Source organism: Simplicispira piscis (genome assembly GCF_054783455.1).
Genome location: NZ_BAAGQN010000002.1, coordinates 36,956 through 62,483, shown reverse-complemented (window position 1 = coordinate 62,483; position 25,528 = coordinate 36,956). Strand labels below are relative to the sequence as shown.

At 63.2% G+C, this 25,528-nt stretch carries 20 protein-coding genes and 2 pseudogenes; 10 read left to right on the top strand and 12 right to left on the bottom strand.

The genetic code is table 11. The features are described from left to right. Window positions 1–63 precede the first annotated feature (63 nt). Together ACYVOC_RS01225 and gdhA are read left to right on the top strand one after the other, a co-directional pair. Window positions 64–858, top strand: a pseudogene (locus ACYVOC_RS01225) (DNA mismatch repair MutL family protein); the annotation flags it as partial. Window positions 859–1,484: 626 nt separating this feature from the next. Continuing rightward, complete coding sequence (gene gdhA / locus ACYVOC_RS01220) at window positions 1,485–2,828, top strand: NADP-specific glutamate dehydrogenase (protein WP_116004189.1); 1,344 nt, start codon at window positions 1,485–1,487, stop codon at window positions 2,826–2,828. Window positions 2,829–2,873: 45 nt separating this feature from the next. Here gdhA and ggpS read toward each other — a convergent pair whose 3' ends face one another. The 3 genes and pseudogenes from ggpS to ACYVOC_RS01205 form a co-directional block, all read right to left on the bottom strand. Further along, window positions 2,874–4,421: a glucosylglycerol-phosphate synthase gene (gene ggpS, locus ACYVOC_RS01215; protein WP_461160600.1), complete on the bottom strand. Its 1,548-nt coding sequence runs from the start codon at window positions 4,419–4,421 to the stop codon at window positions 2,874–2,876. A gap of 14 nt (window positions 4,422–4,435) precedes the next feature. After that, complete coding sequence (locus ACYVOC_RS01210; protein ID WP_461160599.1) at window positions 4,436–5,149, bottom strand: HAD family hydrolase; 714 nt, start codon at window positions 5,147–5,149, stop codon at window positions 4,436–4,438. Window positions 5,150–5,453: 304 nt separating this feature from the next. After that, window positions 5,454–6,206 (bottom strand): annotated as a pseudogene (locus ACYVOC_RS01205) (mechanosensitive ion channel family protein); the annotation flags it as partial. A 515-nt stretch (window positions 6,207–6,721) separates the two neighbouring features. Between ACYVOC_RS01205 and ACYVOC_RS01200 the strand changes: the two are divergent. From ACYVOC_RS01200 to ACYVOC_RS01190, 3 genes are read left to right on the top strand one after another with little or no spacing between them, the layout of a single operon-like run. Beyond that, a complete protein-coding gene (locus ACYVOC_RS01200; RefSeq protein ID WP_461160598.1) occupies window positions 6,722–7,966 on the top strand; it encodes a multidrug effflux MFS transporter in 1,245 nt (414 codons plus the stop codon). After that, complete coding sequence (miaA, locus tag ACYVOC_RS01195) at window positions 7,953–8,951, top strand: tRNA (adenosine(37)-N6)-dimethylallyltransferase MiaA (RefSeq protein ID WP_461160597.1); 999 nt, start codon at window positions 7,953–7,955, stop codon at window positions 8,949–8,951. The genes ACYVOC_RS01200 and miaA overlap by 14 nt, the downstream gene beginning before the upstream one ends. Continuing rightward, window positions 8,948–9,595, top strand: a complete 648-nt coding sequence (locus tag ACYVOC_RS01190) for an ABC transporter ATP-binding protein (RefSeq protein WP_461160596.1) — start codon at window positions 8,948–8,950, stop codon at window positions 9,593–9,595. The genes miaA and ACYVOC_RS01190 overlap by 4 nt, the downstream gene beginning before the upstream one ends. A gap of 4 nt (window positions 9,596–9,599) precedes the next feature. Here ACYVOC_RS01190 and ACYVOC_RS01185 read toward each other — a convergent pair whose 3' ends face one another. Further along, complete coding sequence (locus ACYVOC_RS01185; protein ID WP_116004195.1) at window positions 9,600–10,028, bottom strand: Hsp20/alpha crystallin family protein; 429 nt, start codon at window positions 10,026–10,028, stop codon at window positions 9,600–9,602. A 115-nt stretch (window positions 10,029–10,143) separates the two neighbouring features. Here ACYVOC_RS01185 and ACYVOC_RS01180 point away from each other — a divergent pair, with 115 nt between their 5' ends. The 4 genes from ACYVOC_RS01180 to ACYVOC_RS01165 all read left to right on the top strand — a co-directional run bounded on the left by ACYVOC_RS01180 (window position 10,144) and on the right by ACYVOC_RS01165 (window position 16,058). Next, window positions 10,144–12,750 (top strand): FtsX-like permease family protein, encoded by a 2,607-nt coding sequence (locus ACYVOC_RS01180; protein ID WP_461160595.1) that lies wholly within the window; start codon window positions 10,144–10,146, stop codon window positions 12,748–12,750. Window positions 12,751–13,125: 375 nt separating this feature from the next. Then, on the top strand, window positions 13,126–13,689 hold the full coding sequence (locus ACYVOC_RS01175) for a restriction endonuclease (RefSeq protein ID WP_461160594.1): 564 nt from the start codon (window positions 13,126–13,128) through the stop codon (window positions 13,687–13,689). 187 nt (window positions 13,690–13,876) lie between these two features. Beyond that, window positions 13,877–14,932, top strand: coding sequence for a PLP-dependent cysteine synthase family protein (locus ACYVOC_RS01170; protein WP_461160593.1), 1,056 nt, complete (start codon window positions 13,877–13,879; stop codon window positions 14,930–14,932). A 7-nt stretch (window positions 14,933–14,939) separates the two neighbouring features. Further along, window positions 14,940–16,058 (top strand): lipocalin-like domain-containing protein, encoded by a 1,119-nt coding sequence (locus ACYVOC_RS01165; RefSeq protein ID WP_461160592.1) that lies wholly within the window; start codon window positions 14,940–14,942, stop codon window positions 16,056–16,058. A gap of 62 nt (window positions 16,059–16,120) precedes the next feature. On the opposite strand, the gene ACYVOC_RS01160 is transcribed toward ACYVOC_RS01165, so the two are convergent. The 5 genes from ACYVOC_RS01160 to ACYVOC_RS01140 all read right to left on the bottom strand — a co-directional run bounded on the left by ACYVOC_RS01160 (window position 16,121) and on the right by ACYVOC_RS01140 (window position 20,895). Then, window positions 16,121–17,119 carry a branched-chain amino acid ABC transporter permease gene (locus tag ACYVOC_RS01160; RefSeq protein ID WP_116004200.1) on the bottom strand — a complete coding sequence of 333 codons (999 nt, stop codon included), beginning with the start codon at window positions 17,117–17,119 and terminating at the stop codon, window positions 16,121–16,123. Between the two features lie 12 nt (window positions 17,120–17,131). Then, window positions 17,132–18,016, bottom strand: coding sequence for a branched-chain amino acid ABC transporter permease (locus ACYVOC_RS01155; RefSeq protein ID WP_116004201.1), 885 nt, complete (start codon window positions 18,014–18,016; stop codon window positions 17,132–17,134). Between the two features lie 130 nt (window positions 18,017–18,146). Further along, window positions 18,147–19,343, bottom strand: coding sequence for an ABC transporter substrate-binding protein (locus tag ACYVOC_RS01150; protein WP_116004202.1), 1,197 nt, complete (start codon window positions 19,341–19,343; stop codon window positions 18,147–18,149). A gap of 54 nt (window positions 19,344–19,397) precedes the next feature. After that, on the bottom strand, window positions 19,398–20,123 hold the full coding sequence (locus tag ACYVOC_RS01145; protein ID WP_116004203.1) for an ABC transporter ATP-binding protein: 726 nt from the start codon (window positions 20,121–20,123) through the stop codon (window positions 19,398–19,400). A gap of 1 nt (window position 20,124) precedes the next feature. After that, window positions 20,125–20,895, bottom strand: coding sequence for an ABC transporter ATP-binding protein (locus ACYVOC_RS01140; protein WP_116004204.1), 771 nt, complete (start codon window positions 20,893–20,895; stop codon window positions 20,125–20,127). Between the two features lie 329 nt (window positions 20,896–21,224). Here ACYVOC_RS01140 and ACYVOC_RS01135 point away from each other — a divergent pair, with 329 nt between their 5' ends. Next, window positions 21,225–23,036, top strand: a complete 1,812-nt coding sequence (locus ACYVOC_RS01135) for an ABC transporter transmembrane domain-containing protein (protein ID WP_461160591.1) — start codon at window positions 21,225–21,227, stop codon at window positions 23,034–23,036. Window positions 23,037–23,202: 166 nt separating this feature from the next. On the opposite strand, the gene ACYVOC_RS01130 is transcribed toward ACYVOC_RS01135, so the two are convergent. The 3 genes from ACYVOC_RS01130 to nuoN are packed head-to-tail and all read right to left on the bottom strand — an operon-like array spanning window position 23,203 to window position 25,518. Continuing rightward, a complete protein-coding gene (locus ACYVOC_RS01130) occupies window positions 23,203–23,670 on the bottom strand; it encodes a DUF1178 family protein (protein WP_461160590.1) in 468 nt (155 codons plus the stop codon). 35 nt (window positions 23,671–23,705) lie between these two features. After that, window positions 23,706–24,011 carry a DUF2818 family protein gene (locus ACYVOC_RS01125; RefSeq protein WP_116004206.1) on the bottom strand — a complete coding sequence of 102 codons (306 nt, stop codon included), beginning with the start codon at window positions 24,009–24,011 and terminating at the stop codon, window positions 23,706–23,708. Window positions 24,012–24,024: 13 nt separating this feature from the next. Continuing rightward, window positions 24,025–25,518 carry an NADH-quinone oxidoreductase subunit NuoN gene (gene nuoN / locus ACYVOC_RS01120; RefSeq protein ID WP_116004207.1) on the bottom strand — a complete coding sequence of 498 codons (1,494 nt, stop codon included), beginning with the start codon at window positions 25,516–25,518 and terminating at the stop codon, window positions 24,025–24,027. Window positions 25,519–25,528 lie beyond the last annotated feature (10 nt).

Genomic DNA, 25,528 nt, shown 5'->3' with positions numbered 1-25,528 from the left:
CTCACACCACCTATCGCTATCTCGCAACTTAGACAGCCTGAGACTTCTTGCTAATCAAGCAAATTTGATGAAAAAGTAGGCCACAAGGTTTCTGACCTGGGCGCCTTGTGGGGCACAGCGCCCAACCCCACCGATCAGCCCTTGGGCCTGCCCACGGCCCTACCAGCGCAGGCCTGGACTCCCCCGCTGCAAGCCGCCATGGCAGAAAGCGGCCAGCCCTCCAACGCCGCCGTGTCCGTTCTGGCCCAGCCCGGCACCGCCAACGACACCCCCTGGCCCCTGGGCCGGGCGCTGGCGCAGTTGCACGGCGTCTACATCCTGGCCGAAAACACCCAGGGTCTGGTGCTGGTGGACATGCACGCCGCGCACGAACGCATCGTCTATGAGCGCCTCAAGGCCCAGATCGACAGCAGTGCCCGCATTGCCAGCCAACCCCTGCTGATCCCGGCCACCTTTGCCGCCACCCCCGAAGAGGTAGCCACCGCCGAAACCTGCCACGAGACCCTGGCCTTGCTGGGCCTGGAGGTGGTGCCGTTTTCGCCCAAAACCCTGGCCGTGCGCGCCGTGCCCACCACGCTGGCCCAAGGCGATGCCGTGGAGCTGACGCGCAGCGTGCTGGCTGAACTCAGCACGCACGACGCCAGCACCGTGGTGCAGCGCGCGCAGAACGAAATTCTCGGCACCATGGCCTGCCACGGCGCCGTGCGGGCCAACCGCAAACTCACCATCGACGAGATGAATGCCCTGCTGAGACAGATGGAAACCACTGAACGGTCGGACCAGTGCAACCATGGGCGGCCGACGTGGCGGCAGCTCAGCATGCGGGAGCTGGACGCACTGTTTTTACGGGGCCGCTAAAGCAGCTTCTCCACCCCCCAAAAACCCGCCTGTGCGGGTTTTTATCGACGCCCAGGCGCACCTGTGTCTTGCTGCACAGGCTCTTCCGCTGGGCCACTTCAAACGACTGCACGATAACGGGCGATGCCTTGGTGGCGCAGCAGTACCGGGCCAGCACCTCCACGAAGGTCGGAATCTGGATCTGGCCGTTGAATTGCGGGTCGCGATCAGCCCAAAGCAGTATGGCGCGCAGGCTGACAGCCCAGTACAAAAACCAAGGCCAGCAAACCAGTTGCCGCAAAGTGTGTGTGCATGTTTTTCTGCGCTTGGAATGGTTCAGGCTTTGCACTGTGCGGGCCCCTGATTCTGTTTCCAAATCATTCGTGTCCAGGCGCGAAGCCTACGATCAGTGCTGTAGCACGGCAAGGCGAAGCAACAACGACACGGATGGTTTAGACATGGAATGAGACAGGGGCATGAAGGCCTGAAACGCACCATGAAAGACAGGATTCGCACCGATTTCGGGCGCTGATGCACCAAATTTGATTCAACGCATAGTTTTGGCGCATGCCGTCATGATCTTTTGGCATAATGCTGATGTTGCGGTGCCGCATTGCCCGCTTTTCCATCCAAAAGGTCCTCTGAATATGAAGTACGAGTCCGTAGGCAGCTTCCTCGAGCAAGTAGCACAGCGCAACCCCGGTCAACCTGAGTTTCTCCAGGCCGTCACCGAAGTGATGGAAAGCCTCTGGCCCTTCATTCAAAAGAATCCCCGTTACGCTGAACACAGCCTGCTTGAGCGGCTGGTGGAGCCTGAGCGCGTCATCATGTTCCGCGTGTCCTGGATGGACGACCACGGCACTGTGCAGGTCAACCGCGGCTACCGCATCCAGCACAGCATGGCCATTGGCCCTTACAAGGGCGGCCTGCGCTTTCACCCCTCGGTCAATCTCTCGGTGCTCAAATTCCTGGCGTTCGAACAGACCTTCAAGAACGCACTGACCACGCTGCCCATGGGCGGCGGCAAGGGGGGCTCTGACTTTGACCCCAAGGGCAAGAGCCCGGCCGAAGTCATGCGCTTCTGCCAGGCGTTTGCGAGCGAACTGTTCCGCCATATCGGCGCCGACACCGACGTGCCTGCGGGCGACATCGGCGTGGGCGGCCGCGAAGTGGGCTTTATTGCAGGCATGTACAAAAAGCTCAGCAACCGTGCCGACTGCGTGTTCACGGGCAAAGGCCTGTCTTTTGGCGGTTCGCTGATCCGCCCCGAAGCGACCGGCTATGGCACCGTGTATTTCGCTGATGAAATGCTCAAGACCCGCGGCAAGTCGTTCGATGGCCTGCGCGTCTCGGTATCGGGCTCGGGCAACGTGGCCCAGTACGCGGTCGAAAAAGCCATGGCCCTGGGCGCCAAGGTGGTCACGGTATCCGATTCAAGCGGCACCATCGTCGATGAAGACGGCTTCACCACCGCCAAGCTGGCCGAATTGATGGAGGTGAAGAACCACCTCTATGGCCGCGTGAGCGACTACGCCCAGCGCACCGGTGTGAAGTTTGAAGCCGGCAAGACCCCATGGCACGTGCCGGTGGATGTGGCCCTGCCCTGCGCCACGCAAAACGAGCTGGATGACAAAGACGCCGCCACCCTCATCAAGAACGGCGTGCTGTGCGTGGCCGAAGGCGCCAACATGCCTTCGACCAACGAGGCCGCCCGGGCGTTCGAAGCCGCTGGCGTGCTGTACGCACCGGGCAAGGCCAGCAACGCCGGTGGCGTCGCCACCTCGGGTCTGGAAATGAGCCAGAACGCCATGCGCCTGAACTGGACGGCCGAAGAGGTGGACAACCGCCTCTTGATGATCATGCAAGGTATCCACGCCGCCTGTCTCAAGCACGGCACGCGCGCTGATGGCTCGGTGAGCTACATCGACGGCGCCAACGTGGCCGGCTTCGTCAAGGTGGCCGATGCCATGATGGCGCAGGGCGTTCTCTGAGCGGCGGCTAATACCTCCAGCGAAAGGGACCCTCGGGTCCCTTTTTTATGCCGCTTTGGGCTCCTCCGCCACCAGGGGATGCACAGGCGTTTCGGACAGCGCCGAAAAACGCCCGAGGACATGGCGCGTCCAGTAGCCAATGTCATAACGCTGCACCTGCGCCAGCATGCGACCCATACGCTCGCGCTGTTCGCCCTCGCCCATGGCCAGGGCTTCATCCAGCGTGTCGTCCAGCGAACTGCGGCTGAAGGGGTTGACCAGGACGGCGTCTTCCAGCTCCATGGCAGCACCCGAAAACTCGGACAGCACCAGCACACCCGCCTCGCCCTGCTTGGCCGCCACGAATTCCTTGGCCACCAGGTTCAGGCCGTCGCGCAGCGGTGTGATCCAGGCAATGTCGGCGGCGCGGTAGGCACACACCACTTCCTCGAACGCGAGCGGCGTGGTCGAGAGGTGGATGGGCAGCCAGTGCAGCGTGCCAAAGTGGCCGTTGATGCGGCCCACCAGTTGCTCTATTTTTTGCTGCTCAGCGCGGTAGATCTCCATGCCTTCAGCGGCCGCCACCGTGACCAGCAGCAACTTCACCCGCCCGTGCAGGTCGGGGCGGCGCTTGAGCAGGCGCTCAAAGGCTTCAAGCTGCTGGCGCCCGCCCTTGGCATAGTCCACACGACTCACCGAGACGATCAGCGTTTCGGTGTTCATGTCTTTACGGATGCGCTCGGTGCGCGCCTTGCCTTCGGGCGAGTTCACCGCCTTGGCGATGAGCGCGGGCGCCGTACCAATGGGGCAGGTATCGATGACGATGCTGCGCCCTTGCACATCGAGCTGCACCGTGACGCGCGGCTCGGACAAGGCGCAGGCGCGCTGAATGATCGGCAAGCTGACAGGCGCCTCGTGCCGCACCACGCTGCTGCGCAGGCTCTCGACCACGGCGCAGAAGTTCTGTGCAAAACGCGGCACGTGAAAGCCCACCAGGTCGCAGCACAGCAGGCTGTTGATGATTTCGTCGCGCCAGGGCAGGATATTGAAGGCATCAGGCCCCGGGAACTGCGTGTGATGAAAGAACGCAATCTTCAGGTCGGGCCGCATCGCGCGGATAAAGCCCGGCACCAGCCACAGGTTGTAGTCGTGCACCCAGACCACAGCGCCGTGCTCGGCCTCGGCGCACGCTGCCTCGGCAAAGCGGCGGTTCACCTCGCGGAAATCGGCCCAGTGGATGTTCTCGGTGGAATACAGCCAGGGGAAGGTGTGGATCACCGGCCAGAGCGCCTCTTTCGAGGTCACATGGTAGAACTGGTGAATCTTGGCGGCCTCCAGCGGCAGGCGCACCACATCGTAGTTGCCGTAGCTGTCGCTCACCGTGATACGGCGCTCAAAATCCTGCGCCTTGCCGGTCGTTGGCTTTTTCTTCCAGGCGACCCACACAGCCTTGTCGACGTGGCTGAAAAAACCCTTGATGGCTGGAATGATGCCGTTGGGGCTGCGCGGCTCGCGCATCACCGTCTTGCCGTCTTCCACCACCTCCTCGTAGGGCTGGCGGTGGTAAACGACAACGAGTTCGTTCTTGAGATCTTGGGAGGCGAGCGTGTTCATGCGTGTCCTTTCTTTCAGTGGATGCGCTGCAAAGCGTCAAGCACGCCGGCAGCGCCCTCTTTTGCGCTCCAGTGCACGTTGGGCAGGCCTGCTGCGGCCTCGGCCAGCAGCGGTTCACGGTTGGCGACGATGACCCCTTGCAAGCCGGTCTGGAACAGCGAGAGATCGTTCAGGGTGTCGCCCGCCACCAAGGTGCGCTCGGGCGACAGGTTCAGCGCATCGAGGGTGCGCAGCAGCGTGGGACCTTTTTGCACGCCGCGCGGCAGCACATCAAAATAACGCTCGGCCGACAACAGCACGTCATAACCCTCTGCCACCAGCTCGGTGCGCGCTGCGCTGGCGAGCTCTACATCGGAATAGAAGCAGGACACGCGCCGCCCTTCCACCACGGGCTGCTCTTGCAGGTGCGGGTGGCGCGCCAGAATGCTGCGCACCACTGCCGGGGTGTGCTGCGGCCAGCCCTCGTCCAGCCAGCGCTCCAGCGCGGGCAGCGGCGTGCGGGCGGCTCCGGCATACACGGCCGTGCCCACGTCGGAAATGATGTGGTCGGGTTGCAGCGGCAACCCATCGAGCACATCGCGCATGGTGGTCAGGCTGCGCCCAGTCACGTAGATCAACACGATCTCATCGCGCCGCTGGCCAATCCAGTCGTAGAGCGCGGCACGCTCGTGGGCATTACCGCCCAGAAAAGTGCCATCGAGGTCGGTGGCGAGGATGGTTGGGTGCATGGGCGCTCCTTTGGTGAAGGGTGGGCGAAGTCCGGCAGCGTAGCGGGCAGCTGGCAAAGCCGCTGCCGCTTGAAATGCCTGCCAGACAAAAAGTGTGAAAAGGCCACGGCCGCAAGGCCCGTGACCCTGGCGACTAAGCGCCAGGCGATACGCCGTGAGCGGCTGCCTGAGCACCAGAGGTTTGAGCCAGTGACACGGCCAGCGGGCTCTGCTTGCCGACAACCAGCGTGCGCACCGGGAATGCGAACTCGACGCCGATGGCGGCAAATGCGCGCATCATTCCCAGGTTGATGGCCTGCTGCACATCACGGTAGGCGGTGTAGTCGGGCGTGAGCATCCAGTACACCACTTCAAAATCAAGGCTGGAGCCCCCAAAGCCGGTGAAGTGGGCACGGTCGAACCGGGCCTGTGTTTGCGCACCAATCACCTTCTGGATGGCGCCCGGCACCTGCTCGATCTGCTCCGGCGTGGCGTCGAAGGTGAGGCCAAAGGTGAACGGAATGCGCCGCTCTTTCATCAACTTGTAATTGCGCAGACGCGACTTGGTCAAATCCCCGTTGGAGAACACCAGCACTTCGCCACTCAGGCTGCGCAGGCGCGTGGTTTTGAGGCCGATATTCTCGACCGTGCCGCTGAAATCATCGATCACCACGAAATCACCCACCTGGAAAGGCTTGTCAAGCACGATACTCAGGCTGGCAAACAAATCACCCAAGATATTCTGTAATGCCAGACCAATGGCAATACCACCAATACCCAAACCGGCCACCAGCGCATTGACATCAAAGCCCAGGTTGTCCAGCAACAGCAGCAGCAAAATAGCCCACACCACCACTCGGCTGACAAAATTCAGAATGGACAGTGCGCTGGTGGTGGACGGATCCTTCTCCAACGAGTCCTGCCGCAGGTTGATGAACCAGGCGCTGATGAAGGCACTGGCGCACAGCGCCAGCTGCAAAAAGAAGGCCACTGTAGCCAAGCTGGAGAGCCAGCGCGTCGTCGCAGCGCGCAGCGCCAGTTCATGGCTGGCCGGGTACAACGCCACCAGCGCCACCATCCACCAGCGCACAGCACCCAGGGCTTTGACCACGGCGTCGTCAAGGTGCGTCGTGGTGCCAACCGCCCACCGGGAAATGCGCCGAATGACCACCGGCAACAAAAATTTCATCAGGGCGACGGCGCCCAGAATCCATAGCGCGGCACGTGCCCAGGCCAGTACATCGTTACCGGCAAAAGAGAGATCAAGAACTTGCTGCATCGTCGAGGGATACTCCAAAGGGAATAGCACGCATAGCACCCGATGAGAGCGAATGGATACGGCCAGTGAATATTGAAGGAAAATAACCAGAAGCGCGCATTCTCCGCACAGGAAAATGCCGCAAATGCTTGCAAACGAAGCAAGAAAAGGGATCGCTGATCAAATCAACGAGACACACCATAACACACTCGAGTATCGATGTCCATATTCAGAATATATTAAATAGATAATCTTGCCCCATATACTGGTGCCAGGCGCTATCGCCGCGGACGCGCAGAGCAGCGACAGGCCCGTCGTCTGGTACGCTCGAAAACATGTCTTCTTCTCCCCTTGCAGCACCGGTGGCATCCGTCGGCGCCACGCCTGTGCCGCCGGGGCTGGCCGTGGTGGTGCTGGCTCTGCTGCTGAGCATCCAGCCCGTCACCACCGACCTCTACCTGCCCGCACTACCCGCGCTCACGCGCGCCCTGGGCGCACCCGTGGCAGCGGGGCAGCTCACCCTCAGTGCGCTGCTGCTGGCCTTTGGCTGCTCGCAACTGGTGTGGGGGCCGCTGGCGGACCGCTTTGGCCGGCGCCCGGTATTGCTGGCCGGGCTGTTCATTTATGTCTTGGCCTCCCTGGGCAGCGCCCTGGCGCCTTCCATGGCCCTGTTGATCGCCTGGCGCACCGCCCAGGGCGCCGCCATGGGTGCGGTGGTCATGTGTGCCCGCGCCATCGTGCGCGATTTATATACCCCGCTGGCCGGGGCACGCGCCATGTCCAAGGCACTGACGGGGCTGGGCCTGGTAGCCTGCCTGTGCGCGCCACTGGGCGGTCTGCTGACCGAGTGGCTGGGTTGGCGTGCGGCGCTGATGGCGCTGACCGCTTACGCCCTGGGCACGCTCGCCCTGGTGGCGCTGCGCATGCCCGAAACGCTGGTGCAGCGCAATCCACGCGCCCTGCAGCCCGGCACGCTGCTGCGCACCTGGGCCCTGGTGCTGCGCCACCCCACGTTCTGGGCTTTTTCGTTGCTCACCACGGCGGCCTATGGCGGGCTGTTTACCTTTTTGGCGGCATCCTCGTTCGTATTCATCGAGGTATTGGGTTTGACGCGCACGCAGTACGGCTGGGTGCTGCTGTCCACGGCACTGGCTTACTTTGTGGGAACCTTTGTCTGCCGTTATCTGCTGGTACGCCACGGCCTGCGGCGTACCGTAGCGCTGGCCGGGGTGCTGAGCCTGAGCGGTGGCTCGCTGATGGCCCTGGTCGCCGCCATGGGCTGGCACCAGCCCTGGGCGCTGCTGCTGCCTTTTTATCTGTTCATGCTGGGCCACGGTATCCACCAGCCCTGCGGGCAGACGGGTGCGGTGGGGCCGTTTCCGCAGGCGGCGGGCGTAGCCTCGGCGCTCAATGGCTTCATGATGATGCTGGCAGCCTTTGCCATTGGAGGCTGGGTGGGCACGCACCTCAACGGCACGGTCTGGCCGCTGGTGCACGGCGTGCTGTTCTGGTCGGTGCTGCTCGCCGCTATTGCCTGGACGTTGGTACAAAAATTTGGGGAACCGCGTGAGCACGCCTGAGCACCTGCCTTTCATTGCCCTGGCCGGGCCCACCGCCTCGGGCAAGACCGCTGGTGCGCTGGCGCTGGCCGCTGTGCTGGGACGGCGCATGCCGGTGGAGATCATCAGCGTGGATTCGGCCCTGGTGTACCGGGGTATGGACATCGGCACGGCCAAGCCCACGCTGGAAGAGCGCGCCTTCGTGCCGCACCACCTGATCGACATCCGCGACCCGCTACACGCCTACAGCGCCGCCGAATTCGTGCAGGATGCTACGCGGTTGGTGGGCGAGATCCGCGCACGCGGCGCGCTGCCGCTGCTGGTGGGCGGCACCATGCTGTACTTCAAGGCGTTGTTCGACGGCATTGACGACATGCCCGCCGCCGACCCCACCGTGCGCGCGCGCCTGGAAGCCCAGGCCGTCGAGCAGGGTTGGCCCGCACTGCACGCCGAGCTGGCCCTGGTGGACCCGGCCACCGCCACCCGGCTGGCCCCCGGCGACAGCCAGCGCATTCAGCGCGCATTGGAGGTATGGCAGGTATCTGGTCGCCCGCTATCGAGCTTTCACACTGCAAAAAAAGGAGCTACCAGCGCAAGCCCCATGAGCGCTGGAGCCCTTTTTTCTTTAGAACCCGAGAACCGCGCCTGGCTGCACGAGCGCATCGCGCAGCGCTTTGACGCCATGCTGGCCGCCGGGTTTGTGGACGAAGTGCGGCAACTGCGTGCGCGCGGCGACCTGCACCCTGATCTGCCCGCAATGCGCTGCGTGGGTTACCGCCAAGCGTGGGAAGAACTCGACCGGCAGACTTCGCAACCCGCAGGCACCCCGCTGAACCTGGCTGCATTGCGCGAGCGCGGCATTGCCGCCACGCGCCAACTGGCCAAACGCCAGATCACCTGGCTGCGCAGCATGCCCCGGCGCCACGCAATCGCTTGCGATCAACCCGGTGCCGTGGAAAAACTCATACAGGCCGTACTGCAGCGGCTGAACGGCCCCGCACCATGAACGCGCTGGTCGTGGATGGCCTGGCCAAGCGCTATGGCGATGCAACGGTGTTTGAGGGAGTGCACCTGCGCGTGCAGCCGGGTGAGTTTGTCGCCATCGTGGGGGACTCGGGCGTGGGCAAGTCCACCTTGCTCAACTGCATGGCCGGGCTGGACCACTGGGACGCCGGGCGCATCGTACAAGGCCATACCGACCTGGGCACGCTCGACGACACGCAGCGCGCCTTGTGGCGCCGTGCGAACGTGGGCTTTGTGTTCCAGGCCTTCCACGTGCTGCCGCACCTGGACGTGGCGCAGAACGTGGCGTTGCCGCTGATGCTGCTGGAGCAGCACGACCCCTCCCGCGTAGCGGCCATGCTGTGTGCCGTGGGCCTGGACGGACTGGGCGAGCGGCTGCCGCAGCAACTGAGCGGCGGACAACTGCAGCGCGTGGCCATTGCCCGAGCGCTGGTGCACCGCCCCACCCTGCTGCTGGCCGATGAGCCCACGGGCAACCTCGACCCCGGCACCGCAGCGCGCGTGATGGAACTGCTGGTCGCCCAAACACGCACACATGGCGCCTCGCTGGTGCTGGTCACCCACTCGGACGCCGCCGCGGCCCGGGCCGACCGGGTGCTGCGCCTGCGCAGCGACGGCATCGACTAACGGCTTATTCGATGTTGAGGCGCTGGGCGGCATTGCTCAGCTTCTTGGGCAGGTTCAAGGTCAGCACACCGTTGTCGTACTTGGCTTTGGCCTGGCCGGCGTCGATGTCGGCGGGCAGCTGAAAGCTGCGCGCCACCGAGCCGAAGTAGCGCTCCGAGCGCAGCACCTTCTCACCCTCGGTCTGCTGGTCCAGCTGGCGCACCTCGGCGCGCAGGCTCACCACGTTGCCGTCGATGGAGACGTGGATATCCTCCTTGGGCACGCCCGGCACCTCGGCCTGCACGGTGTAGCCGCCATCGGTTTCCTTCACATCCACCTTGATCTGCGACGGCGCAGGCAGGTTGTCGCCATGCAGCGGCCGCACATAGAAACCGGGCGCGATGTCCTTGAAGAAATCGTCGAACAAACTGCCACGCGATACGAGAGAGTTCATGGTTTTGGCTCCTGTGAAATGGGTGTTGAAACCGGGCCAGCCACGGAGCGCCAGCCCTGTATTTCAGATAAGTGCTGGCGGCAAAACTTCAAGGGCTTGTGCACGCCCGCGCACAATGCGGGCCATGCTGGCACTGCTTCGCACCTTCTCGTGGCAAGACCTGCTGCGCCACCCCTGGCGCAGCGCGGCAGCGGTGACGGCCGTGATGCTGGGCGTAGCCCTGGCATTTGCGGTGCAGCTCATCAACACCTCGGCGCTGGATGAATTTGCACAGGCCGTGCGCACGGTCAACGGCCAGCCCGACCTGGAAGTGCGCGCCATGCAGGGCCCGTTGGACGAGGCGCTCTACGGCCGCCTGGCCACGCACCCCGATGTGGCACGCGCCAGCCCGCTGCTGGAGCTGACGGTGCTGGCAGCGGCTGACGGCGCCCACCCGGCCGAACGCGTGCCCCTGCGCGTGCTGGGGGCCGACGCCCTGCTGCTGCCCGCCATGGCCCCCGCGCTCATGCCGCGCCCCGGCAGCGACGCCGACCGCCTGGCCATTTTTTCCCCGGCCACGGTGTTTCTGAACAGCGCTGCGCTGCAGGCACTGGGGCTGCCTGCACAGGGTACGGACACCCAGGTCACCCTCACGCTGCTGGCGGGCCAGCAACGCCTGCCAGTCACGGTGGCAGGCACGGTGGCTGCGGCGGGCGTGCCCCTGGCGGTGATGGACATTGGCGCAGCGCAAGACCTGTTCGGCCGCGCAGGGCAACTCAGCCGCATCGACCTGCAACTGCGCCCTGGCACTGACCAGCAGGCGTTTGCACTGGCCCTGCGCCAGCAGCCCGACTGGCCCGACAACACCCTGCTGACCGAACCCGGCGACGCGGCCGAGCGCATCAGCAACCTCTCGCGCGCCTACCGCGTCAACCTCACGGTGCTGGCGCTGGTGGCGCTGTTCACCGGGGCCTTTCTGGTGTTTTCGGTGCTGGCGCTGAGCGTGGCCCAGCGCGCACCCCAGTTTGCGCTGCTGGCCGTGCTGGGCGCCACGCCGCGCCAGCGGCTGGGCCTGGTGCTGGCCGAGGCGGGCCTGCTCGGGCTGGCGGGCAGCGCCACCGGTATCGCGCTGGGCACGCTGCTGGCCGCCGCCGCGCTGCGCCTGCTGGGCGGCGACCTGGGCGGCGGCTACTTCGCAGGGGTGGAGCCGCCACTGCGCTGGAGCGGCACGGCGGCGCTGCTGTACGGCACCCTGGGCGTGGCGGCAGCGCTGGCCGGGGGCTGGTGGCCAGCACGCAGCGCACAGGCCCTGCCCCCCGCACAGACGCTCAAGGGCCTGGGCACGCTGGGCAGCCGGGCCGGGCGTGGCTGGATTGGTATCTTTTTAATAGCTGCTGGCGCTTTATTGGCGGTTGCTCCACCCATTTTTGGCATACCTCTGGCGGCCTATGTGTCGGTGGGCTTGCTGCTGGTGGGCGGCATGGCACTGCTGCCCTGGGCCGTGGCCGGGCTGCTGCGCGCTCTACGGCCCCTGGCCGTGCGGCGGCTGCTGCCGCTGCTAGCGCTGGAGCGCGCGCGCCGCATGCGCGGCGCCGCAGCCATCGCCATTGGCGGCGTGGTGGCCAGCCTGAGCCTGGCCGTGGCGCTGACGGTGATGGTGGCGAGCTTTCGCGGCTCGGTGCTGCAATGGCTGGATGCCGTGCTGCCTGCGCCGCTGTACCTGCGCTCGGCGCTGTACGCCGCAGGGGGCGATGCGGCTTTGCTGCCCGCCACGCTGGCCCGCGACGTAGCCCGCCTGCCCGGTGTGGCGCAGGTGGAGCCCCTGCGCGCCAGTCCGCTGCAGCTGGACGCGGCACGCCCCGCCCTCACGCTGCTGGCCCGCCCGCTGGGCAACGACCCGGCCCGGCGCCTGCCACTGGTGGATGCCGCCCTGCCCGTGCCGCCGGGGCACATCGGCATCTACATCAGCGAGGCGGTGGTGGACCTGTACGGCCTGCGGCCCGGCATGGGCTGGCCTGCACTTTCACAGTCTTTTAATGCTCCAGGGCAATCGGGACAAGCGCCATCAGCTCTTTTTTTCATAGCTGGCGTTTGGCGTGACTATGCGCGCCAGGCCGGTGCCGTGGCGATGGACCAGGCCGACTACGAGCGCCTGACGGGCGACGCGCGCCCCAGCGACCTGGCGCTGTGGCCCCAGGCGGGCACAGACCCGGCCGCGCTGCGCCAGGCCATCGAGGCGCTGCTGCCGCGCGAGGCGGCGGCGGGCGACGCACCCCGGCTGGAGTTTGTCTCCGCCAGCGCCATCCGCGCGCGCTCGCTGCACATCTTCGACCGCAGCTTCGCCGTCACCTACTGGCTGCAGGCCGTGGCCATCGGCATCGGGCTGTTTGGCGTGGCGGCCAGCTTCAGCGCGCAGGTGCTGGCGCGGCGCAAGGAATTCGGCCTGCTCGCCCACCTGGGCCTCACGCGCCGCCAGATTCTGGCCGTGGTCGCTGGCGAAGGCGCCGCCTGGACCGGCGTGGGCGCCGCCGCCGGCCTGCTGCTGGGGCTGGCCGTGTCGGTGGTGCTGGTGCATGTGGTCAACCCGCAGAGCTTTCACTGGACGATGGATTTGCGGGTACCGGTGGAGCGCCTGCTGGCACTGTGCGCCGCCGTGGTGCTGGCGGGCACGGTGACGGCCTGGGTGGCTGGACGGGCGGCTGCGGGGCGGGATGCGGTGTTGGCGGTGAAGGAAGATTGGTAGGGTGCAACGCGCAGGCACCCACGTCAGCTACCAGTGGCGCCTTTGTCTGCTCAGCTACATATTCTTCGACCACCTATGGCAGCGATCGACCCTGAGCAGACAGACGCCACCGCACCGCACAGCGGCCCATCATTGCCCAAGCTGACGCGCCAGCACGGGCTTGCGTGTGGCATCAACGCCATGAACGACAAAGACGTTCTTTGCCAGATTGATGCCAATAGTGACAATGACAGACATGGAATTTCCCTTACAACAAACTAGTGAGTTGATGAGAGTTCGCACTTCCCATCGTGGCACCGGATGCCGTACTTCGCAATTGCGCGGATCAATCGGGATGGGGAAGTCCCTTTCATTCGTTGGGCCTCGGAGGGCGGCATGAGCGAATTTCCTCTTGTTGAATCCATCACACCGAGGGAGTTCGAGTTGCTCGTCAAGGAGTGGCTCGAAGCTGGTGCGGACGGGCTGACCGACTTTTCTGCCTCGCATCTTCAGCCGATGCAGGGCCAGGATGGAGAGTTCACATTTGACGTGACTGCAAAGTTTCGAATCTTCGGCGGGGCGACGGTTCAGGTGGTTGTCGAATGCAAAAAGTACTCTCATCCAATCAAGCGAGAACTGGTTCAGATACTCAATGACAAGAAGAGGTCTGTCGGGGCGCATAAGGCCATACTTGTCGCAACCGCACCTTTTCAATCTGGAGCGATCGAGTTCGCCGAAAAGAACGGAGTTGGTCTCATACAGATCGTCTCTGGCTCGGCGCTTTTCATCAAGGCAAGCAAACGCCGAGATGGCCCTCCGGTTGAGCGTGTTCAACAGGTTGCACAAGAAGATCCATTCATTGGGTTTTTCTATGGAACAAATCCCAAAAGGGACCTAGTTTTTCCCCAGGCGCTGAGTTCACAAATGACCCACGAACTCGGCATCTATCTCCATGGTTGAGGTTACACCAGAGCAGTGCATCAGGGCGAGACCTAGCCCTTCCATCGGGGGGATGAATTGCCGACTGCACCGTCATACCGCCCCTCATGTCAAACGTTGAGTGCCTGCTTCTTGTTACCGTCAGCGGCGGCTCTTGGCCGTCAGCAGCCGCCGACAACCGCGTGGTTCTGGCCGACAATCCCCCCCCATGACATCCCCCACCCCCTGGCTCCACGAAGCCATCGCCCGCATCGAGGCCGATTACCAGCGCAGCGCCGACACCCACCTGATCCCCTTGCGCCTGCCCGCCTTTGAGCACAGCGGAATCGACCTGTACCTCAAGGACGAATCCACCCACCCCACGGGCAGCCTCAAGCACCGGCTGGCGCGCTCGCTGTTTCTTTACGCGCTGTGCAATGGCTGGGTGCGCGAGGACTCGACCATCGTCGAGGCGTCGAGCGGCTCCACGGCAGTGAGCGAGGCTTACTTTGCGCGCCTGCTGGGCCTGCCCTTCGTGGCGGTGATGCCGCGCAGCACCTCGCCCGAGAAGGTGGCGCAGATCGAGTTCCATGGCGGGCGCTGCCATTTCGTGGACAGCGCGGGCGCGGTGTACGACGCGGCGCGTGCCATCGCGGCGGAGACCGGCGGCCACTACATGGACCAGTTCACCTACGCCGAGCGCGCCACCGACTGGCGCGGCAACAACAACATTGCCGAGAGCATGTTCACGCAGATGCAGCGCGAGCGGCACCCTGTCCCGCGCTGGATCGTGGTGGGCGCGGGCACGGGCGGCACCAGCGCCACCATCGGCCGCTATGTGCGCTACCAGCGCCACGCCACGCAGGTGTGCGTGGCCGACCCGGCGGGCTCGGTGTTCAGCGCGTACCACCGCACGGGTGACGCCACGCTCACGGCGCCGGGTTCGCGTATCGAGGGCATTGGCCGCCCGCGCGTGGAGCCGAGCTTTATCCGCACGCTGGTGGACCGCATGGTCGAGGTGCCCGATGTGGAGTCGGTGGCGGCGATGCGCGCGCTGTCGCAGCTGCTGGGGCGGCGCGTGGGGCCGTCCACGGGTACCAACTTTGTGGCCATGCTGGCACTGGCATGCGAGATGCGCGCGCGCGGTGAGCAAGGCTCAGTGCTTTCGCTGCTGTGCGATGCGGGCGAGCGCTACCTGCCCACCTATTTCGATGCCGACTGGGTACAGCGCCAGTTGGGCGACTGCACGGACGCGCGCCAGAAGGTGGACGCCCTGCTGGCCTAAGACCACCATGCTGGCGCCACGCGCACCCGGATCCACCCGCCGCCAGTGGCTGGCGCTGCACCTGGGTGCGGGCGCGCTGGGGCTGTGGCCTGCGGCGGCACCGGCGCTGCCCGCACGGCCGCTGCAGTTTCCTCGCGATCACGGCAGCCATCCCGATTTACGCACCGAATGGTGGTACATCACAGGCCATGCGCAGGCGGCTGGGCGCCTGTGGGGCTTTCAGGTGACTTTTTTCCGCTCGCGCGTGGACAGCACGCAGCAGCTGCGCTCGGCCTTTGCTGCCCGGCAACTGCTGTTTGCCCATGCCGCCCTGACCGATGTGCAAGGCCAGCGCCTGCACCACGACCAGCGCATCGCCCGCGCCGGTTTTGGCGTGGCGCAGGCCAGCGAGGCCGACACTGCGGTGCGCCTGCACCACTGGTCATTGGCACGCAGCGACCACGCTGAAGGCGGCGCTGCGGGCAGCCGCTACACCGCCCGTGTCGAAAGCGGTAGCTTTGGCCTGGACCTGCAGTGCGACACCACCCAGCCCACGCTGGCGCAAGGCCAGGCAGGGCTGTCCCGCAAAGGCCCCGAGGCGGCACAAGCCAGCTACTACTACAGCCAGCCGCAACTGGCCGTGCGCGGCAGCATCGTGCTGCAGGGCCAGCGCATGGCTATCGACACGGCCCAGGCCCGCGCCTGGCTGGACCACGAATGGAGCGAAGCCCTGATGCACCCCGAGGCCGTGGGCTGGGATTGGATCGGCATGAACCTGGACGATGGCAGCGCACTCACCGCCTTTCGCCTGCGGCGCGCCGATGGCTCTGCACTGTGGGCGGGCGGTTCGTTTCGCACACCCGGCCAGGCGGTGCAGGTGTTTGGTGCCGATGCTGTGGTCTTCACGGCCCAGCGCTTTTGGACCAGCCCGCACAGCGGCGCGCGCTACCCGGTGCAGTGGCAGGTGCACACCCCGGCGGGGCGTTTCCAGGTGAACGCGGTGCTGGACGACCAGGAGCTGGACAGCAGCGGATCTACCGGCGCCATTTACTGGGAAGGCCTGTCAGAGCTGCAGGCCAGCACCGGGCAAACCGTGGGCCGGGGGTACCTGGAAATGACGGGATACAAAAAGCCGCTGCGCCTGTAAAGGCTGCAGCGGCTGTATGCGATGCAAGTGGCGGCCCGAGAGGGCCGCCCAAGGTCAATACCTTATTTGGCCGCGCTCCCGGCACGGCGACGGTCCATCCAGGCGATGATCTCGCCCATGATGCCGCGGCGGAATGCCAGCACGCATACCACGAAGATCAGGCCGGTAACGATGGTGACCGACTCGCCCAGCGTATGGAACCATTCGATGCCAGACACGCGGGCCAGCATGTCGCCCAAATCACCGATCTTGTTCTCCAGCAGCACCACGACCGCAGACCCGACCAGAGGGCCTGAGAGCGTTCCCAGACCGCCGACCAGGGTCATCAGCACCACGTGGCCAGAAGCGGTCCAATGGGCATCGCTGAGTGTTGCAAAACCCAGGACCAGCGTCTTGAGCGAACCGGCCAGGCCCGACAGGGCCGCAGACAGCACGAAGGCCAGCAGCTTGAAACGGTTGGTGTCATAGCCCAGCGAGATGGCCCGCTGTTCGTTTTCCTTGATGGCCTTGAGCACCTGGCCATAGGGCGAATGCACCGTGCGCACAATGACCAGGAAACCTGCCACAACCACGGTCAGGGCAACGTAGTACATCACCAGATCGTCTTTCAGGTCGATCAGGCCCAGCAGCTTGCCGCGTGGTACGCCCTGCAGGCCGTCCTCACCACCGGTGAAAGGGGCTTGCAAGCAGACGAAGAACAGCATCTGCGCCAGCGCCAGCGTAATCATCGTCGAGTAGATGCCTTCGCGGCGAATGGCAAAGAAGCCGACGATCAGGCCCAAAAAGCCGCCACTGAGGGTGCCCAGCAGCAGGCCGACTTCAGGCGTAAAGCCCCATACTTTCATTGACTGGCCCGCCACGTAGGCTGCGCCACCCAGGAAGGCTGCATGACCGAAAGACAGCATGCCGGTATAGCCCAGCAGCAGGTTGAAAGCAGCGGCAAACAGTGCGAAGCACATCAGCTTCATCACAAACACCGGGTAGGCACCCAGCATCGGGGCCAGCAGCAGGCCGGCCAGCAGCAGGCCGTAGCCAATGGCGGAGATTTTCTTGGAGTTCATGTGTGCTGCCCCTTATTTCTCTTTGCCGAACAGGCCGGCGGGGCGGATCAGGAGAACGATGACCATGATGACAAACACCACGGTGGAGGACGCCTCGGGGTAAAACACTTTGGTGAAACCTTCAATAATGCCCAGGCCCAAACCCGTCAGGATGGAGCCCATGATGGAGCCCATGCCGCCAATCACCACCACGGCAAACACCACGATGATGAGGTTCTGCCCCATCAGGGGCGAAACCTGGTAGATCGGAGCCGCCAGCACCCCGGCAAAGGCCGCCAGTGCGGCGCCAAAGGCATAGGTGAGCGTGATCATCACGGGCACGTTGACACCAAAAGCTTCAACCAGGCGCGGGTTTTCAGTGCCAGCGCGCAGGTAGGCGCCCAGCTTGGTCTTTTCAATCACGAACCAGGTGGCGATGCACACCACGACCGAAGCCACGACGACCCAGGCACGGTAGTTGGGCAAAATCATGAAACCCAGGTTGGTGGCGCCTTGCAGCAGCTCGGGCGTGTCGTAGCCCAGGCCCGAAACGCCATAGACGGAGCGGTACACGCCCTCGATCACCAGCGTCAGCCCCAGCGTCAGCAGCAGGCCATAGAGGTGGTCGAGCTTGTAGATCCAGCGCAGCAGCAGGCGCTCGATCAACACACCGAAAATTCCCACCACCAAGGGCGCCAGCACCAGCATCAGCCAGTAGTTGATGCCCAGGTAATTCATGGCCATCCAGGTGGTCACGGCCCCCATCATGAACAGCGCACCGTGCGCGAAGTTGATGACGTTGAGCAGGCCGAAAATCACGGCCAACCCCAGGCTGAGAATTGCGTAAAACGAGCCATTGACCAACCCCAAAAGGAGCTGGCTCAGCATGGCTGGCAGGGAGACACCAAAAATTTCCATGGGAATGGGTTAGCAGAGGTCAGTGGGCAAATCAGGGGCTGGAGCTTTGGTCAGTGGTCCCGCATGCATGCGAAGGCGTTGCTTGGCTTGGCCAGCAACGCCCACAGCACATATACGGGACAGGAGTCAGTTACTTCCAGAGAGCGCACTTGCTCTCGGCTTTGGTGGTGAAGATCTGCTCGCCAGGAATTTTCTTGACCACCTTGAAGTAATCCCAAGGCTTGGTGGACTCAGCAGGCTTCTTCACTTCGAGCAGATACATGTCGTGCACGTAACGACCGTCTGGACGCAGAACGCCCGAAGCGTAGAAGTCGTTCATCTTCATGCCGCGCCATGCGGTCATGACCTTGTCAGCATCCGTGCTCTTGGCTGCTTCGACGGCCTTGAGGTAGTTGGTGGTCGCAGAGTAATCAGCGGCCTGGATCGACGTAGGCATGCGCTTGGTCTTCTCGAAGAAACGGTTGGCAAACTTGCGCGTGTCGTCGTTCAGGTCCCAGTACCAGCTGCTGGTGAACTGCAGGCCCGCTGTGTTGCGCAGGCCCAGGCTGTGGATGTCGGTGATGAACAGCAGCAGACCGGCCATCTTCATGGTCTTGTCGATGCCGAACTCCTTGGCTGCCTTGATGGCATTGATGGTGTCGCCACCGGCGTTGGCCAGGCCCAGGATTTGTGCCTTGGAGTTTTGCGCCTGCAGCAGGAACGAGGAGAAGTCAGATGCGTTGAGCGGGTGGCGCACCGAACCGGCGACCGTGCCGCCCTTGGCTTTGACAGCCGCAGCGGTGTCGCTTTCCAGTGCTTGGCCAAAGGCATAGTCGGCAGTCAGGAAGAACCAGCTTTTGCCGCCGGCATCCACAATGGCCGAACCGGTACCGCGTGCCAGCGCCACGGTGTCATAGGCGTAATGCACGGTGTAGGGTGTGCACTGTTCGTTCGTCAGTGCCGAAGAACCGGCGCCGCTGTTGACATACACGCGCTTCTTCTCGGCGGCCACCTTGGCAGCTGCCAGAGCGGTACCCGAATTGGTGCCGCCGAACAGCATGGTCACGCCTTCGGTATCGATCCACTCGCGTGCTTTGGAAGCAGCGATGTCCGCCTTGTTCTGGTGGTCAGCGCTGATCAGTTCCACGGGCTTGCCCAGAACCTTTCCACCGAAGTCATCGATGGCCATCTGGATGGCCAGAGCGCCGTTCTTACCTTCCACGTCGGCATACAGGCTGGACATGTCGGTGATGAAACCGATCTTGACTTTGTCTTGAGCGTGCGCAACGGGCGCGACCAGGCCTGCGGCGCCCAGCATCACGGTGAGGACGGTTAGTTTGTTTTTCATGCTTGTCTCCTGAAGTAAAGGGAGGGTGGGGGAAAATAGTGCGGAAAAAGCGCGTCAGACGCCCAGCAACTGGTTGAGCACCGGCATTTTTTCCTGCAGTTCGCCAGAGCCAAAACTCTCGACGATGCAGCCGTGCTCCATGACATAAAAACGATCGGCCAAGGGGGCTGCAAAGCGGAAGTTCTGCTCCACCATCACGACGGTGTAGCCCTTTTTGCGCAGCATGGTGATCATCCGTGCGAGTGCCTGAACGATGACCGGGGCCAGGCCCTCGGAAATTTCATCGAGCAGCAGCAGCTTGGCGCCGGTGCGCAGGATGCGGGCCACGGCCAGCATCTGCTGCTCGCCGCCCGACAGGCGGGTACCCTGGCTGTTCTTGCGCTCGGCCAGGTTGGGGAACATGTCATAGATTTCTTCCACCGACATGCCCGCAGAACCTGTCTTGAGGGCTGGCGGCAGCAGCAGGTTTTCTTCGCACGACAGGCTGGAGAAAATGCCGCGCTCTTCAGGGCAGTAGCCCACGCCCAGGTGCGCAATGCGGTGCGTGGCCATGCCCACGGTTTCCACGCCGTTGATCTTGATGGAGCCTTTGCGAGAACCCGTCAATCCCATGATGGCGCGCATGGTGGAGGTACGGCCTGCGCCATTGCGCCCCAGCAGCGTCACCACTTCGCCGGGTTGCACGGCGATGTTCACACCATGCAGCACATGCGATTCACCGTACCAGGCTTCCAGGTTGCGGATTTCGAGAGCGGGAGTATTCGAAGCAGCGGTAGCCATGTCAGTGCGCCCCCTGCAATTGGCCGTCGGTCGTGCCCATGTAGGCTTCCATCACTTGCGGGTTGTTTGAAACTTCGGCATAAGGCCCTTCGGCCAGAACGGCGCCACGCTGCAGCACCGTGATGCAGTCGGCAATGGTGGAGACCACCTTCATGTTGTGTTCCACCATCAGGATGGTGCGACCAGCAGAGACTTTCTTGATCAGCTGGGTGACACGGTCCACGTCTTCGTGGCCCATGCCCTGCGTGGGCTCGTCGAGCAGCATCAGCTCGGGTTCCATCGACAGCGTGGTGGCAATCTCCAGGGCGCGCTTGCGTCCGTAGGGGAGATTGACAGTGACTTCGTCGGCCAGGTCTTCAAGGCCCACTTCGGTGAGCAACTGCATGGCACGGTCGTCCAGCTGGCGCAGGGTGCGCTCGCTGCGCCAGAAATGAAAAGACGTACCCAGCTTGCGTTGCAGGCCCAAGCGAACGTTTTCCAACAGGGTGAGGTGTGGAAACACGGCAGAGATCTGGAACGAACGGATCACACCACGGCGGGCAATCTGTGCAGGCTGCTCCTGCGTGATGTCCTGCCCGTTAAAACGGATAACGCCCGAGGTCGGCACCAGAAACTTGGTGAGCAGATTGAAGCATGTGGTCTTACCGGCCCCGTTCGGCCCGATCAGGGCGTGGATGGACCCCCGGCGCACGGCCAGGTTGACATCACTGACCGCTGTGAAGCCTTTGAACTCCTTGGTCAGGTGGGTGGTTTCAAGAATGACGTCGCTCATTGCGCCTTGGATGCTCCGTGGATGGCTGGTCAGTCGTTTATGAGGCGGCCACAACCAGCATGAATGTTTGTGCTGGAGCGGACTTTAAGTTGATGCCACGCAATTACCTACCGGTGCTTTCTCCTAGGTAGTAGTCCGTACAAGGTGTAAGCCCTATGTAATACCGCCTATCCCCGCCCGGCCCTGGCTGTGGTATCTACACATAAAAATCCAAGCAAAACCGCCAAAACCGCTTATTCAACAAGCGGTAGCAGCTATGTTTTTTGAAGTAAATTTACTGTGTGCCCCCTCTACCTCGGGTGCCAGCAGGCGCCCCCTACACTCTCACCATGGCTACAACGCAAACTGCTCCTCCCGCCCCCAGTGCACCCCGTGCGCTGGGGGGCCTGCTTCCGTTTCTGCGCCCGTACCGCACGCGCATTGCTCTGTCCTTTGTTTTTTTATTCTTGGCGGCAGCGGCCACGCTTGCCATTCCTCTCGCCCTGAGCGGCCTGATCGACAGCAGTTTGGCCTCTTCGGACCGAGGCACACAGGCCATGGCCTTGCGCGGCAAATTCACCGCCCTGTTTGGTGTGGTGGTGATGCTTGGTATTTTTTCGTCGGCACGTTTTTATCTGATGAGCTGGCTCGGCGAGCGTGTGACAGCTGACCTGCGCAATGTCGTGTATGCCCATGTATTGCGGCAAAGCCCGCAGTTTTTTGAAACCACACAAAGCGGTGAAGTGTTGTCACGCTTGACCACCGACACCACGCTGGTGCAAACCGTAGTGGGCTCGTCGCTATCAATGGGGTTGCGCAACGCAGTCGTCGGCACGGGCGCCATCATCATGCTGGTATGGACAAACCCGCGTGTCATGGCCGTCGTACTGCTGATGCTGGTCGTCGTCGTGCTGCCCGCGCTATGGATCGGGCGGCGGGTGCGCCGCCTCTCGCGCGCCAGCCAGGACCGCGTAGCGGACTCCAGCGCCATCGCCGCCGAAATCCTCAACGCCGTTCCCGTGGTGCAAAGCTACGTGGCAGAGGAACGCGAATCCCAGCGCTTCAGCCAAGCCACCCAGAACGCTTTTGAGACCGCCGTGCGCCGCTCCAGAGCAGGCGCAGCCATGGTGGCTTTCATCATCATCGCCAACGCGGCCTTGCTGCTATGGGGCCTGTACCAGGGCACACAGTCCGTTCTGGATGGCAATATGAGCTACGGCCATCTGGGTCAGACGGTCGTGTACGTGATGCTGCTGGCCGGGGCTGCCACGGTGCTGGGCGAGGTGTACGGTGACCTGCTGCGCGCCGCAGGCGCCACCGAGCGCCTGATGGAATTGCTGGCCAGCGACTCCCCCGTGGCCTCCCCCGCTCAGCCCGTACCCTTACCAAAAACCAATCAAGGCCTGGCCGTGGAGTTTGATCATGTGGGTTTTCACTATCCGTCTCGGCCTGGCCAGGCTGCCTTGCAGGACTTTACGCTGTCGCTGCAACCCGGTGAAACAGTCGCCTTGGTAGGGGCCAGCGGTGCTGGCAAGACCACCGTTTTCCAGCTGCTGCAGCGCTTTTATGACATTGACTGTGTACATCCAGGACAAGGGGCCATTCGCTTGAACGGCGTGGACATCCGCGCACTGTCTTTCGACACCCTGCGCGGTAGCATCGGCACCGTCCCCCAGGATGCCGTGATCTTTTCAGCCAGCGCGTTGGAGAATATCCGCTATGGACGGCCAAGTGCTTCAGACGATGAAGTCATGGCAGCCGCCCGCGTTGCCTTCGCCCATGACTTTCTCCAAGCCTTACCTGAAGGCTACGCCACTTTTTTGGGCGAGCGCGGAGTGCGGCTTTCGGGTGGTCAGCGCCAGCGCATCGCCATTGCACGCGCCATGCTCAAAAATCCACCTCTGCTCCTGCTTGACGAGGCCACAAGCGCCCTGGATGCTGAAAGCGAGCGCATGGTCCAGGCAGCACTGGACTCGGCCATGCAAAGCCAGGCAGGTCAGCGCACCACTCTGGTGATTGCCCACCGCCTGGCCACAGTGCAGAACGCCGACCGCATCGTGGTGATGGAGCATGGGCGCATCGTGGAACAGGGTCGGCACGTGGAGTTACTGGCGCGCAATGGGGTGTATGCACGCCTTGCGGCACTGCAATTTACGGTGTAGCGGCGCAGTGTCTACCCACCGACAAGGGCGTGGCGGATAGACGCGAGGAACTTAGAGCGGATAACAAAACGCAGAGAAGCGGTTCTGGCGAGGCGCTGCGTCGCAGGCGGTACGAGTCGTACGACAAGACGCGGCAACAACGCCAGAAACGTTTTGTCGGTCGCTCTTAGTGCAAAGTTTCGGTCACAGCCTGGGGGAGCGGCAACACCGGCACGCCCTCTTCCAGCAACTGCAAAGTCTGGTCCGCACTGGCCTGGCCTTTGATTGCTCGCTCGGGCGCATCACCTCGGTGGATGCGCCGCGCTTCTTCGGCAAACTGGGAACCCACATCTTCAGCCTGTGCCGCAGCCTGGCGCGCCCACTGCAGCACGGTGGCAGCGGTCGGCATTGACACTTGTGCAGGATCGGAGACCCGTGATGGCTCTGCGGCATCAGGTCGCGGAGATGTTGTCGCAGGGGACTCGCGCGCACCCAGGTTGATACGCGGCGCGCTAAGCGCCTTGCGCACTTGTGCATCGCCACACAGCGGGCAGGTCAGCAAGCCCCGCTGCAATTGGCTCTGAAAATCTTGCTCGCTCCCAAACCAGCCTTCAAAGGCATGGTCGTTCTGACAGTGCAGATCGAGCACTTTCATGGGGGACTGCCGCTTCGGCCTTCAGTACACGCGACTTATCTGCGGCGGCGCAGCAGATAGCGGAACACAAACCCCGGAAAGGCCAGCACGATGAACATGGCCCCGGTAACAGCGTAAAACTCCCAACCCTGGGGTGCAATCTGGCCGACGCCCTTCTCCAGAAGCAGTGCCAATCCGCCCACTAAAAAGTACAGCACGACAAGCTCTATCAGCCGTAACAGCAGCTTCTTGTGGGGCACCAGGGCGGGCCCCACGACCAGAACGCGCTGGTTCACAAAAGGAAGATTGGCCGCCACGCAGGCGACCAAAATCACGAGCCATACCAGACCGGATTGCGACACGACAGACTACGACTCAGGACGACAAGGAGCGCATGATGGCGTCCGCGCACAGCGTCATCAGACCGCCAGGCAACAAACCCAACACCAGCAGCAAAGCACCATTGAGCGTCAGCACCATGCGCACGTCCAGAGGCGCCGAAATGGCCCCCGTCGTGAGCGGTGCATCAAAGTACATGACCTTGACAACGCGCAGATAGTAAAACGCACCTACCAAGGACATCAGCACCGCAAAAACCGCCATGACGATGTACGGAGTCTGGCCCGATGCCAGCAGAGCCTGCAGCACCGACAGCTTGGCATAGAAGCCCACCATCGGAGGGATACCCGCCATGGAGAACAGACACAAGGCCAGGATACCGGCGTAAAGCGGACTGCGCTGGTTCAGGCCCGCCATGTCAGCGATTTCCTCGCTCTCGAAGCCCTCGCGCGCCAACAGCAGGATCACGCCAAAAGCAGCTAACGTGGTCAACACATAGGTCACCACATAGAACATGGAAGCGCTGTAGGCAGCCTCGACCGTGGCAGCATCTACATGGCCATGGACGACGCCGGACATCAGACCCAGCAGCACAAAACCCATCTGGGAGATGGTGGAATACGCCAGCATACGCTTGAGATTGGTCTGTGCAATGGCCGCCAGGTTACCCACCAGCAGCGAACCAATCGCCAGCACTGCCAGCATCTGCTGCCAGTCAATCGCCAGGGGCAAGAGACCATCAACCAACAAGCGCATCACGATGGCGAAGGCGGCCAGCTTGGGCGCACCACCGATCATCAAAGTGACTACCGTCGGCGCACCGTGGTAGACATCAGGCACCCACATGTGGAATGGCACAGCCCCCAGCTTGAACGCGAGGCCTGCGACCACGAAGACCACGCCGAACACCAATACCTGGTGGCGAATCTGGCCTGAGTTGACAGCCTTGAAAACTTCGCCGATGTCCAGCGATCCAGTGGCACCGTACAGCATGGACAGGCCATACAGCAAGAAACCGCTGGCCATGGCACCAAGCACAAAGTACTTCATGGCGGCTTCGGTCGCAGTCGCATGGTCCCGGCGCAGCGCCACCAGGGCATAGCTCGACAGGGTCAGCAACTCCAGGCCCAGATAAATCACCAGGAAATTGTTGCCACCAATCATGATGAACATGCCCAGCAGTGAGAACATGCCCAGGGTGAACAATTCGCCGCCACGCAGCATGCCGCGATCACCTGCATAGGGCCTGCCGTACACCAGGGTCACCATCATCGCCAGGGTGGCAAAGCATTTGAGCCAGTTACCCATGGCGTCGCTGACAACCATGTTGCCAAAACCATAGAAGGTGTTGCCGCTACTGGCATACACACCCTGCAAAACGGCGACCACTGCCAACGTGAGCATGGTCAGCACATAAGTGCCGGTGCGCCGTGGGCTGGAGACGCCCAGATCCACCAGCGCAATCACGCAGGCCATGACCAGAAGCAGGATCTCCGGATAAATCGCAAGCCAACTGATGTTGTCTATCATCTCGTGTCTC

Bases quoted from the DNA above. Each gene is read 5' to 3' on its own strand.
- gdhA (WP_116004189.1), top strand. From the start codon at position 1,485: ATGAAGTACGAGTCCGTAGGCAGCTTCCTCGAGCAAGTAGCACAGCGC.
- ggpS (WP_461160600.1), bottom strand. From the start codon at position 4,421: ATGAACACGCTCGCCTCCCAAGATCTCAAGAACGAACTCGTTGTCGTT.
- ACYVOC_RS01210 (WP_461160599.1), bottom strand. From the start codon at position 5,149: ATGCACCCAACCATCCTCGCCACCGACCTCGATGGCACTTTTCTGGGC.
- ACYVOC_RS01200 (WP_461160598.1), top strand. From the start codon at position 6,722: ATGTCTTCTTCTCCCCTTGCAGCACCGGTGGCATCCGTCGGCGCCACG.
- ACYVOC_RS01190 (WP_461160596.1), top strand. From the start codon at position 8,948: ATGAACGCGCTGGTCGTGGATGGCCTGGCCAAGCGCTATGGCGATGCA.
- ACYVOC_RS01185 (WP_116004195.1), bottom strand. From the start codon at position 10,028: ATGAACTCTCTCGTATCGCGTGGCAGTTTGTTCGACGATTTCTTCAAG.
- ACYVOC_RS01180 (WP_461160595.1), top strand. From the start codon at position 10,144: ATGCGGGCCATGCTGGCACTGCTTCGCACCTTCTCGTGGCAAGACCTG.
- ACYVOC_RS01175 (WP_461160594.1), top strand. From the start codon at position 13,126: ATGAGCGAATTTCCTCTTGTTGAATCCATCACACCGAGGGAGTTCGAG.
- ACYVOC_RS01170 (WP_461160593.1), top strand. From the start codon at position 13,877: ATGACATCCCCCACCCCCTGGCTCCACGAAGCCATCGCCCGCATCGAG.
- ACYVOC_RS01165 (WP_461160592.1), top strand. From the start codon at position 14,940: ATGCTGGCGCCACGCGCACCCGGATCCACCCGCCGCCAGTGGCTGGCG.
- ACYVOC_RS01160 (WP_116004200.1), bottom strand. From the start codon at position 17,119: ATGAACTCCAAGAAAATCTCCGCCATTGGCTACGGCCTGCTGCTGGCC.
- ACYVOC_RS01155 (WP_116004201.1), bottom strand. From the start codon at position 18,016: ATGGAAATTTTTGGTGTCTCCCTGCCAGCCATGCTGAGCCAGCTCCTT.
- ACYVOC_RS01150 (WP_116004202.1), bottom strand. From the start codon at position 19,343: ATGAAAAACAAACTAACCGTCCTCACCGTGATGCTGGGCGCCGCAGGC.
- ACYVOC_RS01145 (WP_116004203.1), bottom strand. From the start codon at position 20,123: ATGGCTACCGCTGCTTCGAATACTCCCGCTCTCGAAATCCGCAACCTG.
- ACYVOC_RS01140 (WP_116004204.1), bottom strand. From the start codon at position 20,895: ATGAGCGACGTCATTCTTGAAACCACCCACCTGACCAAGGAGTTCAAA.
- ACYVOC_RS01135 (WP_461160591.1), top strand. From the start codon at position 21,225: ATGGCTACAACGCAAACTGCTCCTCCCGCCCCCAGTGCACCCCGTGCG.
- ACYVOC_RS01130 (WP_461160590.1), bottom strand. From the start codon at position 23,670: ATGAAAGTGCTCGATCTGCACTGTCAGAACGACCATGCCTTTGAAGGC.
- nuoN (WP_116004207.1), bottom strand. From the start codon at position 25,518: ATGATAGACAACATCAGTTGGCTTGCGATTTATCCGGAGATCCTGCTT.